Source organism: Rathayibacter sp. AC451, assembly GCF_979253095.1.
Genome location: NZ_CEEDBD010000001.1, coordinates 147064 through 159512 on the forward strand (window position 1 = coordinate 147064; position 12449 = coordinate 159512).

Sequence of the window (12449 nt, forward strand, 5' to 3'; positions counted from 1 at the left end):
CCGCGTGTTCATCGGAATCATCGTCGCCCTGCTCGCGCTCGCGATCCTGTCGCTCCTCGGTCTCGCCGTGGTCCTGCTCCTGCCGCCGGCGGTGCGCGCGCAGGTCCTGCCGGCCGCGCCGATCCTGGGCGTCGCGCTCGCCGTCTGCTACCTGCACCTGCACTCGCTCGTCGTCGGGACGGCTGTCGCGCCCTGGGTGCTCCCGATCCTCGCCGTGGTGCTCGCCGTCATCGGCGCTCGGGTGCACCGCTCCGTCTCCCTCGGCGGGCGCTCGGGCGTCGGACGCGCCGTCACGGGCGTCCTCGTGTCGGCTGTCGCGATCCCTGTCGCGCTCATCCCCATGATCGGGACGGGCTCCTCGCGCTCGCTCCTGATGGGGTTGAGCAACGACGGCTACTACTACATCTCCACCGCGCGCTGGTTCTCGGAGAACGCCACCACGATCGTCCCCTCGATCGAGCAGGACCCCGTGGCGGGGGTGTCGGCGCCGAACGCCGGACCGGCGTCCGAGACGCTCTTCTTCTCCCTGCGGTACGGGCAGGAGCTCGTGCAGGGCTGGCTGTCGGGCCTGACCGGCATCGACCTGACCGACGCCTTCACCGCGTGGACGGCGCTCTACATCGCGCTCATCGCCCTGGCGGCGTTCTCCCTCGCCCAGATCCTGCGGCTTCCTCCGGTGGCCGGTGTGATCGCGGCGCTCGCCGTCGCCACCTCGAACAACGTCCTGCACCAGTTCGTCGCGCAGAACGCCGACTCGCTCCTCGGCGGGTCCTTCGCGATCCTCTCGATCGGCCTCGTGTGGCGAGCCCTCGAGACGCCGGAGCACCGCGCCCCGTTCGTCGCACTGGCCGGTTTCGCGCTCGCGGGGCTCGCCGGCACCTACTCCGAGTACTTCTCCTTCGTCATCGTGGTGCTGGGGCTGGTGACCGTCCTGCGCCCCGTCCGGGCCGTCCCGGGAGCCCTGCTGGGCGCGGTGGTCATCGCGCTCGCCTCGCTCGTCCTCAATCCCGTCGGCTGGGTCAGGACCGTCAGCAACGTCCTGAACATCGCCGCGGTCGCCGCCCCGCCGACCGAGCAGGGCGAGGACTACATCGTCGACACGGTCTTCGGCACCCTGGCCAGTGCCGGCGAGTTCGTCGGCCTGCACGGGTTCGCTCCGACCGGCCGCCTCTCGACGCTCCTGTCCTCGGCCACCGTCTGGGGCGTCGGGGTCGTCGTCGTCCTCGGACTCCTCGTCGCGGCCGTGCACCGCTCCACGGCCCGGGTGGGCCGGGCGGTGCTGATCGCGTCGGTCCTCCTCGCCTCCTACGGCGCGCTGCGGGGCTCGTCGTACTTCTTCCAGCGGATGATCGACGTCGTCAGCCCCTTCGTCGTCGCGGTGAGCGCCCTCGGCGTCGTGCTGCTCCTGGTCCCGCTGGTGCGTCGCGGGGGAGCCGCCCGGATCGTCGGCGCGGTCGCGCTCGGAGGGCTCTCCCTCGGCTGGGTCGCCGTGAACGGCATCGCCTACGGGCAGCAGCTCATCCCGACCTGGGGCGAGCGCGAGATCAGCCCGGACTACCGCGAGGCGGGCGACTGGGTCGCGGCGCTGGACGACGGCGCCGACGTCACCGTGATGACGGGAGACCTGTTCCAGCAGATGTGGATCTCGGACGAGCTGCAGGACGAGCCGGACGTCGCCTATCCGAGTCTGCGCGGAGACCTCGGCTACCGCGGCGACCTCTCGATGTCCTCGTTCTGGAACGGGACGGCGACCCGTTACCTGCTCGTGGGCACGGGAGCGCGCTACGCCGCCTCCGACAGCGCCGTCCTCGAGCGCAACGGCACGTTCGTCCTGCTCGATCTCAGCGCCGGGGCCGCGGCGGCCGCGGTCAACACCTCGCCGGGTCCGGCGTGGAGCTACTTCGTGGACCCGAGCGAGCGGCTCTACGGAGGAACCGGCGCGCGCATCGCCGTCGTCGGCAACACCGACGTCGAGGTCGGCCTCGCCGTGGTCAACCTCGCCGGTGTGGCGGACGCCGGAGTCGACGTCGACTTCGACGGGGAGGGCTGCTCCGCCGTGAGCGACGCCGCCCAGGTCACCGCCGCGGAGGTCTCGGCCTCCTCGGGCGTGTGCGTCGTCGAGACGCTGGACCCGGCGAGCGCACCCGGCCCCGACGTCCGCGTCGCACTGGACGAGCTCACCCTGATCGGCCGTTGAGCGTGGCGCTCGCTCCTCGCACGACCGCGCTCGTCCTCCTCGCAGGAGCCGGCGTGGCGGGAGTGGCGACGTACGCGCTGGTGCTGATCGTCGCCGCGACGACCGACGCGTCGGCGTACTCCGAGTTCTCGGTCTTCTGGTCGATGACCGTGATCGTCGCGCTCGGCGTCTTCCTCCCGCTGGAGCAGGAGACCTCGCGACTGGTCAGCACGGGCAGGCTCAGCGGGCCGGCCTCGACGGTCATCGGGTCGATGCTGCGCCGCGGTCTCGTGCTCGCTCTCCTCGCCGGCGTCGTGAGCGCGGCGGTCTGGGCGGGCCTGGTGGGCTTCTCCGCCCGCTCGAGCCTGCTGTTCGGCGCGCTCGTCCTCAGCTATGCGGGATACGCCGTGCAGTTCTCGGTGCGCGGGCATCTCGCGGGGACCGGCCGTCGCGCGCTCTACGGAGCGGTCGTCGCGTCCGAGGGCGTCGCGCGGATCGTCCTCGCGCTCCTGGTCGCGCTGCTCCTGCCCGAGACGGCGGCGTTCGCGGGTCTCGTCGCCGTCGCCGCCGCCGCATCGGCGCTCCCGGCGCTGCTCGCGCTGAGGGGGAGCGGGGCCCGCGGGCCGACGCCGCGCGCACTCCGACCGGTGCCGAGGTGCGCCGCGGGCTGTCCCGCCTGGTCCTGGGCACCATCGTCCTGCAGCTCCTGCTCAACTCCCCGCCGCTGCTCGCCGCCGCGTTCTCGCCGGGGGCGCTCGCGGGCGCCGTGCTGTCCACGGTCACGCTGGCGCGCATCCCGATCTTCGTGTACCAGTCGATCCAGTCGATGTACCTGCCGGTGGTCGCCGGAGCGATCCGCGAGGGGGACGGCCCCCGGGCGCGGCGCGCTGTCGCTGTGGCGGTCGGCGCGGCCGCCGCGGTCGCGGTCCTCGTCACGGCGACGGCCTCGCTGCTGGGCCCCTGGGTCATGTCCCTCGCGTTCCCGGCCGTCGCCGCCCCCGACGCGGTGGGCATCGGCTCGATCGCCGCCGCCGTCTCGCTGCTCCTGGTCGCCCTCGTCGCCTCGGACGGACTGGCCGCCCTCGGCGACCACGCCGCGCTCTCGGCGCACTGGCTGGTCGGGGCCGTCGCCGGGGCGCTCGCCCTCCTGCTCCCCGTCGACGATGTCGTACGATCGGTACTCCCGCTCGCCGTCGGATCGGTGATCGCAGGAGCCCTGCACCTCGTCCGGGTCGCGGCCGTCACCCGACCGCAGTGATCCCGATCACGACCCGATCCTGCTCAGAACCCGAAAGGAGCGGCGTGCCCCGTCCCGACCGCGACATCGACGTCCTCTTCGTCCTCAACTACTACGCGCCCTACGTCAGCGGCCTCACCGACGTCGTCCGGATGGTCGCGGAGTCGCTCGCCGCGGAGGGCAGGCGCGTGGTCGTCGTCGCCCAGAAGCACGACGACTCCCTCGCGTCGCACGAGGTGCTCGCGGGAGTCGAGGTCGTCCGGTGCGCCGTCCAGGTCCGCATCGGGAAGGGCCTGCTGTCCGCCTCCTTCCCCGTCGTCGCGGCGCGGTACGCGCGCCGCAGCCGCGTGGTGAACATGCACCTCCCCATGCTCGAGTCCGGGGTCGTCGCCGCGATCGCCCGCACCGGCACCCCCGTGATCTCGACCTACAACTGCGACGTCACGCTGGGCTCCAGTGCCTTCGAGCGCTTCCAGATGGCCGCCATGGACGCCTCGTGCCGAGCGGCCGTCCGGCTGTCGACGGTGACCGTCGTCACCACTTTCGACTACGCGACGCACTCGCGTCTCGCGTCGACCCTCCGGCGCGGCCACCTCGAGGAGATCCCGCCGCCCACCCGCGACCGCACCGGCGGATCGCCGACCTTCCGCCATGGCGACGGGCTGCACGTCGGCTTCCTCGGGCGCATCGTGGAGGAGAAGGGGATCGGCTACCTCGTCGACGGCTTCCGCGCCCTCGACGACCCGGACGCGCGCCTCCTGATCGGAGGCGACTTCGCCGCGGTGGCGGGAGGCAGCGTGATCGAGGAGGTGCGCCGGCGCATCGGCGGCGACGACCGCATCACCGTTCTCGGTTTCGTCGCGGAGGAGAGCATCCCCGACTTCTACGCGTCGCTCGACATCTTCGCCCTCCCGTCGATCAACGCCCTCGAGGCCTTCGGCATCGTGCAGGTCGAGGCGATGCGGGCCGGTGCACCGGCCATCGCCTCCGATCTGCCCGGCGTCCGCACGCCGGTGGAGCGCACCGGCTTCGGCCGGATCGTGCCCCGGCGCGACGCGCCGGCGATCACGCGGGCCATCGAGAGCATCCGCTCGGACACCCTCGACCGCGTCGAGGGTGCGCGCATCGCCGGGGAGCTCTACTCGCGGGAGACCGTGGTGGCGCAGTACCGAGACCTCTTCGACCGCACCGCCCTCGAGTCGGTCGGCTCCGCGACGTCCGCCTAATATGTACGGGTGCCTGACGTGACAGAGAACGAGCCGCCCCGCGAGGACTCCCACCCCGCAGCATCCGACTCCGCGACCGCCGCTCCGTCGCAGGAGGAGACCGTCGAGGAGCTCCGAGCGCGCCTCGACGCTCTGCTGAACGATCCTCTCGACGAGTGGCTCCAGCACATGCACGTCGGTGGAGTGGTCGCCGCGGCGCCGTTCGAGTCGACCCTCTCGTGGCGGGTCACGAAGCCTCTCCGGGCCGTCCGCCTCTTCCAGATCCGCGCCTCCCAGCTCGGTGTGGGCGGAGCGGTCGGGCACACGGCCCGGTACGTCTCCCGCCGACTCGGCCGCCGCGCCTGATGGCGGAGCAGTCGACCCGCTCCCAGCGGCGGGCGTTCCTCCAGCAGCGCCTCGACCAGCTCGCCCCGTTCGTCATCGAGGACGAGCACCGGCGCGCGGCCCTCCTGGGTCGTGGCCCCGGGCCGCTCCTGGACGCGATCGCCAGAGAGACGAAACGGCGCGCGTCCGACGACATCACGTGGCTCGCGCTCGCCGCGTTCCTCGCGGTCATGCCCGTCGAGCACTTCTTCCTCTGGTTCCGCCGCTCCCTCGAGCTCTGCGAGCCGGACGAGGCGATCCGCGTCTTCCTCGCGGCGGGCGCCCGCGCGACCACCGGCTACGCCGACCTCGGATCGACGGTCGAGATCGTCACCGGTGCAGTGGTCGCCGACGTCGACTTCTGCGCGCGCCACGCCCACCAGACCGGCATCCAGCGGGTGGTGCGCAACACGATGAGGCGCTGGCACGGCGACAAGGACGTCCTGCCGGTGGCCTGGGTCAACGGCTCGATGGCCATGCGCCGTCTGAGCCCCGTCGAGCTCGAGCGTGTCGTGGACTACGAGGTCAGCCGCTCCAAGCCCTGGCAGGACGGCGATCCGGACCAGGTGAGCTTCGTCGTGCCCTTCCGCTCCACCGTGCTGATCCCCGAAGTCCCGGGATTCAACCTGTGCGCTCCCTACGCGTCCCTCGCGGCCCACTCGGGCAACTCGGTCGGTCTCATCGGGTACGACGCGATCCCTGTCGTGAGCGCCGAGACCGTCCCCGGGATCGAGACCGCCCGCTTCGTGAACTACCTCTCGATCGTGAAGCACGCCGACCGTGTGGCCGGCATCAGCGAGTCCGCCTCCGCCGAGTTCGAGGGCTTCGCCCACGCACTCCCGGCCCAGGGCCTCGTCGGGCCGCGGATCAGCACGGTCGCCCTCCCCGTCGACCGACCCAACACGGTCGACGCGTCGATCGCCCCCTCGGTCGTCGGCCCGCTCGTGCTGGCCGTCGGAAGCACCGAGCCGCGCAAGAACCACCTCGCCGTGCTGCACGCGGCCGAGCGACTCTGGCGCGAGGGGGAGGTGTTCACGCTGCGCTTCATCGGCAACGGCAACGACTGGTCGACGAAGGTCTTCGACGTCCGCATCCGCGAGGCGCAGAACCGCGGGCGCACCGTCGAGCTGTGGCGCGGGGCGAGCGACGACAAGCTCATCGCCTCCTACGAGAACGCGCGCTTCCTCGTGTTCCCCTCGACGCACGAGGGATACGGACTGCCCGTCGCGGAGGCCCTCGCCCTCGGGGTCCCGGTCATCACGTCCGATCACGGCTCGCTGGCCGAGATCGCCCGCGACGGGGGCTGCGTGACCGTCGACCCCGGCGACGACGACGCGCTGCTCGCCGCGATGCGCGAGCTGCTCGACTCCGACGAGCGCATCGAGCAGCTCCGTGCCGAGGCTCTCGCTCGACCGGTCCGCACTTGGGACGACTACGCGCAGGAGCTGTGGGACGCGCTCGTCCCCGACGGTCGGGGAGCCGCCCGCTCCGTCATCACGAAGGAGGACGTCGATGCGTGATGCACTCGCCGTGGACCGCATGAGCGTGCTGCTGGAGGCACTGGCCCCCGAGATCGCTCCGGCCGCCGTCGCCGACGGTCTCGTCCACCAGCTCGCGGACGCGCTCGCCGAGCCAGGCAGCGACGAGGTGTGGCTGACGCTCTCCGTCCTCACCGGCGCCCTGCCCGTGCGCGACGAGGTGGTCGACGCGCTCCGCCTCGTGCGGCTCGACGGGCCCCGCGCCCTCGTCCGCTCCCTCATCGGCAGCCGGGCGAACGGCTTCGTCCTCAACCGCCTGCGCACGCCCCGAGTCCGCGTGGTCTCGGGGGCCGTCGTCGTGGACGTGCACCACACCGCGCGCACCGGGCTCGCCACCGGCATCCAGCGCGTCGTCCGCAAGACTATCGCGGAGTGGGTCCAGCGCCACCAGATCGTCCTCGTGGGCTGGGACGGCGCGGGCCGCACGCTCCGCGAGCTCGATCCGGCCCTGCGCCGCAACGCCCTGTACGGCACGCTCCCGGATGCGAAGGCCGACCCGGCTGCCGAGATCCTCGTGCCGTGGCGCTCGCGCTACATCCTCCCGGAGCTCGCGACCGAGGACGAGCGCACCTCGCGCATCGCCGCTCTGGCCGAGTTCAGCGGCAACGCGTCCTCGACCATCGGCTTCGACTGCGTTCCCCTGACCACGGCGGAGACCGCGCACATCGGCATCAGCGCCGCGTTCTCGCGCACCCTCGTGGCGGTCAGCCACATGGACCGCGTCGCGACGATCTCGGAGGCCGCGGCGATCGAGTACGGCGGCTGGCGCGAGATGCTCCGCGGGGTCGGCCGCACCGGCCCCGAGATCCGCGAGGTGATCCTGCCCTCCGAGGCCGGCGTCGTCGATCAGGACGGGCTCCTCCGGGCCCGGGCCGACCTGCTCTCGGAGGATCTGCCGCTCGTCGTGTGCGTGGGAAGCCATGAGCCGCGCAAGAACCACCTGGCCGTGCTGCACGCGGCGGAGCTCCTCTGGCGCGAGGGGCAGCGATTCGCACTGGTGTTCGTCGGCGGCAACGCCTGGAACAGCGAGGAGTTCCAGGTCCGACTGGGCGAGCTGCAGAACGACGGCCGGCAGGTCTCGTCGCACTCCGCCATCACCGACGAACTCCTCTGGAGCGCGTACCGGCTGGCGCGCTTCACCGTCTTCCCCTCGCTCAACGAGGGCTTCGGCCTGCCGGTCGCCGAGTCCCTCGCCGTCGGCACCCCCGTCGTGACGGCGCGCTTCGGCAGCATGGCCGAGATCGCGTCGCAGGGCGGAGCCGTGCTCGTCGACTCGCGCGACGACGACGACATCGCCCGCGGCATGCGCGCGCTGCTGACCGACGACGAGCTCCTCGAGCGTCTGCGCACGGAGGCCCTCACCCGGGACAACTCGTCGTGGGCCGAGTACGCCGACTCCCTCTGGGACTTCCTGACGGGAACGCCCGCGGTCGCCGCGTCCTGATCAGCGGCGCCGGGCCCGCGGACGGCCGGCGCTGAGGCCCTCGGCGGCGCCCACCAGCGCGTGGGCCGCGTCGGTCCACGGTCGGATCGCCTCGGCTCGCACCCGCCGGGGGCGTTCACGGCCTGCTCGGAGAGCGCGGACGAGACCCCGCCGGTCGCCGGGCTCGACGAAGACGGCCGCGTGCTCGTTGCCGCGGAGTGCGTCCCGGATCCCGGGGATGTCGGAGACGACGACCGGAGTGCCGGTCGCGACGGCCTCGAGGGCGGGAAGACCGAAGCCCTCGTGGTGCGAGACGAGCGCCAGCGCGTCGGCCCCGGTCATCAGGGCGGGCATCTCCTCGTCCTCGACGAAGGAGTCGGGGAACCGCACGTCGGCCCCCGCGGCGACCGCGTCGCGCACGGCCCGGTGCACGTCCTCCGCCTCCCACGACGTGCCGCCGACGAGCAGCAGGGTGTGCCCGGCGGGGCGCTCGGCCGCTGCGTAGGCGCGGACGAGCTCCGCGACGTTCTTGCGCGGCTCGATCGAGCCGACGAAGAGCAGGTAGTGGGAGAGCCCGAGCCGCTGGGTCACGGCGCGCACCTCCGCCTCCTGCCTCGGCCGGAAGACGCGGGTGTCGACGGTGGTCGGCAGCACGCGGAGGCGGTTCTCGGGGATCCCGAGGCTCCCGGCGATCTCGGCGGCGGCCGAGGGCGTGCCGGTCGCGACGAGGCGCGAGCGCGCCAGCCAGCCCGGCATCCGCGCGGCGAGGAGGGAGCGGCGCGGTTCCGGCACCAGCTCGGGTGCGACGGCGAAGCACGCGTCGTGCACGAAGGTGATGCCCGCCGAGCGGGCGGTGAGAGCCCAGTTGCGGAAGTTGGGGAAGAAGTACACGCCGCGGCCCACGAGCAGATCGAGCGGGATCGGGGTGCGGGTCAGGACGCCGAGCACACGGCGGGGGAGCGGCACCCCGATCACCCGGGTCCCGGCCGGCACGACCCGCTCGACCGCGGCCCGCTCCGAGCGGGGCACGAACAGCGCGAGGTCGATCCGCTCCGCGAAGCGAGGGTCGCCCAGCGCGCGGACCGTCTCGAGGAGGACATGGCCCACGCCGGTCATCGCCCCTGCAGCGAGCGGAGTCGCGTCGATGCGCAGGCGCACGCGGCGGCTCACGCCTTCGTGACCCCGTTCACGGTCGCCGAAGCGGCGACGCTCACCAGGCCGACGCGCTTGTCGCTGCGCTCCACGGTGAACCTCGCGCCCACGGGCACGCGGGTGAACTCGCCGTTCCCGAGGGTCGATGCCGACGCGTGCACGGCGTAGGTCCCGCCGCCGAAGCGGATGTCGGGGAGGTCGAACGTGATCGTCGTCTCCTCCGTCAGCGGGGGGTGCTCGAAGCCGAGGCGCATGGTGTTGGTGCCGAAGACGATCTGCCCCATGGGGGTGTCGACTCCCATCCCCACGAACCAGCGCTCGAGCGGCGTGCTGGTCAGGGGTCGCAGGGTGACGTGCACGCGCAGGTCGTCGCCGGGGCGCAGCGTGCGGTTGCCGTCCTCGAGGGTGCCGCCCTCCAGCTCGATGCCGACGATCTCGCCCGGCTGGATCTGCTCGGGCTCCTCACCGGTCTCCTCGGCCTCGACGATGGCCTCGGCGGTCTCGCGCTCGACCCGCTCCTGGCGCGAGTTCTCGAAGCCGTTGCGGAGGACCTCGAGGCCGCGGGCGGTCTCGCCGTCGTAGATGACCGCGCCGTGCTGGAGCACGATCGCACGATCGCACAGCTCGCCGACCTGCTCGAGGGAGTGGGTGACCAGCACGATCGTCTTGCCGGCGCGCTGGAACGCACGGATGCGGTCCATGCACTTGCGCTGGAACGGCTCGTCGCCGACGGCCAGCACCTCGTCGACCAGCAGGAGGTCGGGGTCGGTGTGGATCGCGATGGCGAAGGCGAGCCGGACGTACATGCCGGACGAGTAGAACTTGACCTGGGTGTCGATGAAGTCGGCGATCTCGGAGAAGTCGACGATCGAATCGAACTTGTCCTCGAGCTCCTTGCGGGAGAGTCCGAGGATCGCGCCGTTCAGGAAGACGTTCTCGCGCCCGGTCAGGTCGGGGTGGAATCCGGCGCCGAGCTCGAGGAGCGCGGCGAGGCGGCCGCGGCGCTCGACCGTTCCGGTCGTGGGCTGGATGATGCCGCCGATGAGCTTGAGCAGCGTGCTCTTGCCCGAGCCGTTCGCGCCGATGAGCCCGACGGTCGAGCCCAGCGGGATCTCGAGGTCGATGTCCTTGAGCGCCCAGAAGTCGTCGCGGTGCTGCTTGCCCCGGCCGAAGTTGACGACGCGCTCCTTGAGGCTCTTGTCCTTGCGGATGACGAACCGCTTGGACGCGTTCTGCACCCGGATGATCGTGGGCATCGCCACGGAGTCGGGCACGGAGATCTCGGATTCGAGAGTCATGGGATCAGATCTCCTGGGCGAAGTTGCCCTCGAGGCGGCGGAAGATGCGGTGCGAGACCCACACCAGCACGAGCCCGACGAGGAAGACGAGGAAGAGGTGGAGTGCCATGTCGGCGGGCCAGGGCTGGCCGGCGACGGCCCGGACGGTCCCGTCGGTCTGCTCGACCATGGTCTCGCGCGAGCCGGGACCCCAGATGGCGCGCTGGAAGGCGAGGATCGCGTTGGTCATGGGGTTGAGCAGGTAGATCTGCTCGAGCCACGGCGGCACGGTCTCGACGACGAAGGACCACGCGTAGGTGATGGGCGAGAGCCAGAAGAAGATGAGCAGGCCCACCTCGACCAGGAACTGGATGTCGCGGAGGTAGACGTTCAGCGCCGAGAGGGCGAGTGCCAGGGCGAGCCCGTAGACGAGGGTCACCGCGAGGGCCGGGAAGATGAAGAGCAGCTGCCAGCTGATCTCGAGAGCACCGAGCGCCGCGGCCCCGATGATCAGCACCAGGAACTGCACCGCGAAGTTGAAGAGCGCGGCCCCGATGGTGGCGACCGGGAAGATCTCGCGCGGCAGGTAGACCTTCTTGATCAGGCCCGCATTCGCGAGGATCGAGGTGGTGCCGGTCGCGACGATCTCGCTGAAGAGGTTCCACAGCGTCAGGCCGCAGAAGACGAAGATCGCGAAGACGGGGATCCCGCGGGCGGCGCCCAGGAACTGACCGATCGCCACGTAGTAGATCATCAGCATGACGAGCGGGCGGATGAGCGTCCAGACGAAGCCGAGACTCGAGTCCTTGTAGCGCGCCTTGAGCTCGCGGTTCACCAGGAGTTTGAGCAGCTCGCGGTGGCGGAAGATGTCGAGGAGCGACGAGACGAATCCGCTCGCGCGGCTCGTGCCCGGCTGGGTGCCGCTCTGGTGGAACGGCTCCTGCGCGATCGCGTCGACGCGGTCGGCCGCGCGCGTGATCGTCGACTTGTTGGTGCTCATCGGTCTCCCAGCCATAGCACTGCCGTGGCGGCAGCGGGATCATTGTACGGTTCCGTCCGCTCGGAGCCCCGGGAGAGGCGGGAGACGGAGGCCCGGTGGCTCAGCTCGCGCGCCGGGCGAGGTCGAGGTCGTGCGCGACCATGCGGGCCACGATCTCCTCGAAGGCGACGGTCGGCCGCCAGCCGAGGACGTCGCGGGCGCGGGAGGCGTCGCCGCGCATCTCCGGGGCGTCGACCGGGCGGGCGAAGCGCGGATCGAGGACGACGAGGCGCTCCCAGTCGTCGATCCCGGCGGCGGTGAAGGCGGCGGCGACGAACTCGCGGACGGAGTGCGCGACTCCCGTCGCCACGACGTAGTCGCCCGCCTCGTCGGCCCGCGACGCGCGGACGAGGGCGTCGACGTAGTCGGGAGCCCAGCCCCAGTCGCGGCGGACGTCGAGGTTGCCGAGGGACAGCTCGGTCGCCGTTCCCGCGGCGATCGCCGCGACGCCCGCGGTGATCTTGCGCGTGACGAAGGCCTCGGGCCGGCGGGGCGACTCGTGGTTGTAGAGGATGCCGGAGGAGGCGTGCAGCCCGCGACCGCGGTAGACGCCCACGAGCAGGTGCGCGAACGCCTTGGCGGCGCCGTAGGGCGACACCGGGCGGATCGGAGTCGACTCCGTCTGCGGGTTCTCGACCGCGGCTCCGAAGATCTCGCTGGAGGAGGCCTGCACGAAGCGCACCTCGCGGCCGGTCGACTCCTGCAGCGACAGCGCCGCCTCGAGCAGTGCGGCGACGGCCGTGCCGGTGACCTCGGCGGTCAGCACCGGCTCCTGCCAGGACAGGGCGACGGAGGACAGCCCGGCCAGGTGGAAGATCGTGTCCGGCGCCGCCTCCGCGACGACCCGGCCGAGGCCGGTGGCGTCGCGGAGGTCGCCCTCGAGGGAGCGGACGGCGGCCGGGAGACCGGAGTCGTCCCCGCGCACGAGCGCGGTGACGTCCCAGCCGTCCTCGAGCAGGCGCTCGACGAGGTAGCCCCCGTCCTGCCCGCTCGCCCCGGTGACGAGAGCGGAGGGCAT

11 protein-coding genes are annotated in these 12449 nt (G+C 72.1%); 6 read left to right on the forward strand and 5 right to left on the reverse strand.

The genetic code is table 11. From position 1 onward, the window contains the following. The first annotated feature begins 4 nt into the window (after positions 1-4). Positions 5-2197 carry a hypothetical protein gene (locus AC0CID_RS00710; protein WP_465225433.1) on the forward strand — a complete coding sequence of 731 codons (2193 nt, stop codon included), beginning with the start codon at positions 5-7 and terminating at the stop codon, positions 2195-2197. Here AC0CID_RS00710 and AC0CID_RS00715 read toward each other — a convergent pair. Further along, positions 2178-2441 carry a hypothetical protein gene (locus tag AC0CID_RS00715; protein WP_465225434.1) on the reverse strand — a complete coding sequence of 88 codons (264 nt, stop codon included), beginning with the start codon at positions 2439-2441 and terminating at the stop codon, positions 2178-2180. The two genes, AC0CID_RS00710 and AC0CID_RS00715, sit on opposite strands and share 20 nt — an antisense overlap. Before the next feature lie 390 nt (positions 2442-2831). Between AC0CID_RS00715 and AC0CID_RS00720 the strand changes: the two genes are divergently transcribed. From AC0CID_RS00720 to AC0CID_RS00740, 5 genes are read left to right on the forward strand one after another with little or no spacing between them, the layout of a single operon-like run. Next, positions 2832-3434, forward strand: a complete 603-nt coding sequence (locus tag AC0CID_RS00720; protein ID WP_465225435.1) for a hypothetical protein — start codon at positions 2832-2834, stop codon at positions 3432-3434. 44 nt (positions 3435-3478) lie between these two features. Further along, positions 3479-4639: a glycosyltransferase family 4 protein gene (locus AC0CID_RS00725; protein ID WP_465225436.1), complete on the forward strand. Its 1161-nt coding sequence runs from the start codon at positions 3479-3481 to the stop codon at positions 4637-4639. Between the two features lie 9 nt (positions 4640-4648). Then, on the forward strand, positions 4649-4984 hold the full coding sequence (locus AC0CID_RS00730) for a hypothetical protein (protein WP_465225437.1): 336 nt from the start codon (positions 4649-4651) through the stop codon (positions 4982-4984). After that, on the forward strand, positions 4984-6522 hold the full coding sequence (locus AC0CID_RS00735) for a glycosyltransferase family 4 protein (RefSeq protein ID WP_465225438.1): 1539 nt from the start codon (positions 4984-4986) through the stop codon (positions 6520-6522). Before AC0CID_RS00730 ends, AC0CID_RS00735 begins: the two co-directional genes overlap by 1 nt. Beyond that, on the forward strand, positions 6515-7984 hold the full coding sequence (locus tag AC0CID_RS00740) for a glycosyltransferase family 4 protein (RefSeq protein ID WP_465225439.1): 1470 nt from the start codon (positions 6515-6517) through the stop codon (positions 7982-7984). Before AC0CID_RS00735 ends, AC0CID_RS00740 begins: the two co-directional genes overlap by 8 nt. Here the strand turns inward: AC0CID_RS00740 and AC0CID_RS00745 are convergent, their stop codons facing one another. The 4 genes from AC0CID_RS00745 to AC0CID_RS00760 all read right to left on the reverse strand — a co-directional run bounded on the left by AC0CID_RS00745 (position 7985) and on the right by AC0CID_RS00760 (position 12449). Beyond that, positions 7985-9133, reverse strand: coding sequence for a glycosyltransferase family 4 protein (locus AC0CID_RS00745; protein WP_465225440.1), 1149 nt, complete (start codon positions 9131-9133; stop codon positions 7985-7987). Beyond that, positions 9130-10371 carry an ABC transporter ATP-binding protein gene (locus AC0CID_RS00750; RefSeq protein WP_465228019.1) on the reverse strand — a complete coding sequence of 414 codons (1242 nt, stop codon included), beginning with the start codon at positions 10369-10371 and terminating at the stop codon, positions 9130-9132. The genes AC0CID_RS00745 and AC0CID_RS00750 overlap by 4 nt, the downstream gene beginning before the upstream one ends. Before the next feature lie 46 nt (positions 10372-10417). After that, positions 10418-11392: an ABC transporter permease gene (locus AC0CID_RS00755; RefSeq protein ID WP_251944198.1), complete on the reverse strand. Its 975-nt coding sequence runs from the start codon at positions 11390-11392 to the stop codon at positions 10418-10420. Positions 11393-11492: 100 nt separating this feature from the next. Continuing rightward, on the reverse strand, positions 11493-12449 hold the full coding sequence (locus AC0CID_RS00760; RefSeq protein ID WP_465225441.1) for a GDP-mannose 4,6-dehydratase: 957 nt from the start codon (positions 12447-12449) through the stop codon (positions 11493-11495).

What these genes read in the sequence shown, in the direction of transcription:
- AC0CID_RS00715 (WP_465225434.1), bottom strand. Translation starts at nt 2,441, where the DNA reads ATGACCGTCGAGGCCGGCCCGCTGAGCCTGCCCGTGCTGACCAGTCGC.
- AC0CID_RS00760 (WP_465225441.1), bottom strand. Translation starts at nt 12,449, where the DNA reads ATGCCCTCCGCTCTCGTCACCGGGGCGAGCGGGCAGGACGGGGGCTAC.
- AC0CID_RS00740 (WP_465225439.1), top strand. Translation starts at nt 6,515, where the DNA reads ATGCGTGATGCACTCGCCGTGGACCGCATGAGCGTGCTGCTGGAGGCA.
- AC0CID_RS00750 (WP_465228019.1), bottom strand. Translation starts at nt 10,371, where the DNA reads ATGCCCACGATCATCCGGGTGCAGAACGCGTCCAAGCGGTTCGTCATC.
- AC0CID_RS00735 (WP_465225438.1), top strand. Translation starts at nt 4,984, where the DNA reads ATGGCGGAGCAGTCGACCCGCTCCCAGCGGCGGGCGTTCCTCCAGCAG.
- AC0CID_RS00755 (WP_251944198.1), bottom strand. Translation starts at nt 11,392, where the DNA reads ATGAGCACCAACAAGTCGACGATCACGCGCGCGGCCGACCGCGTCGAC.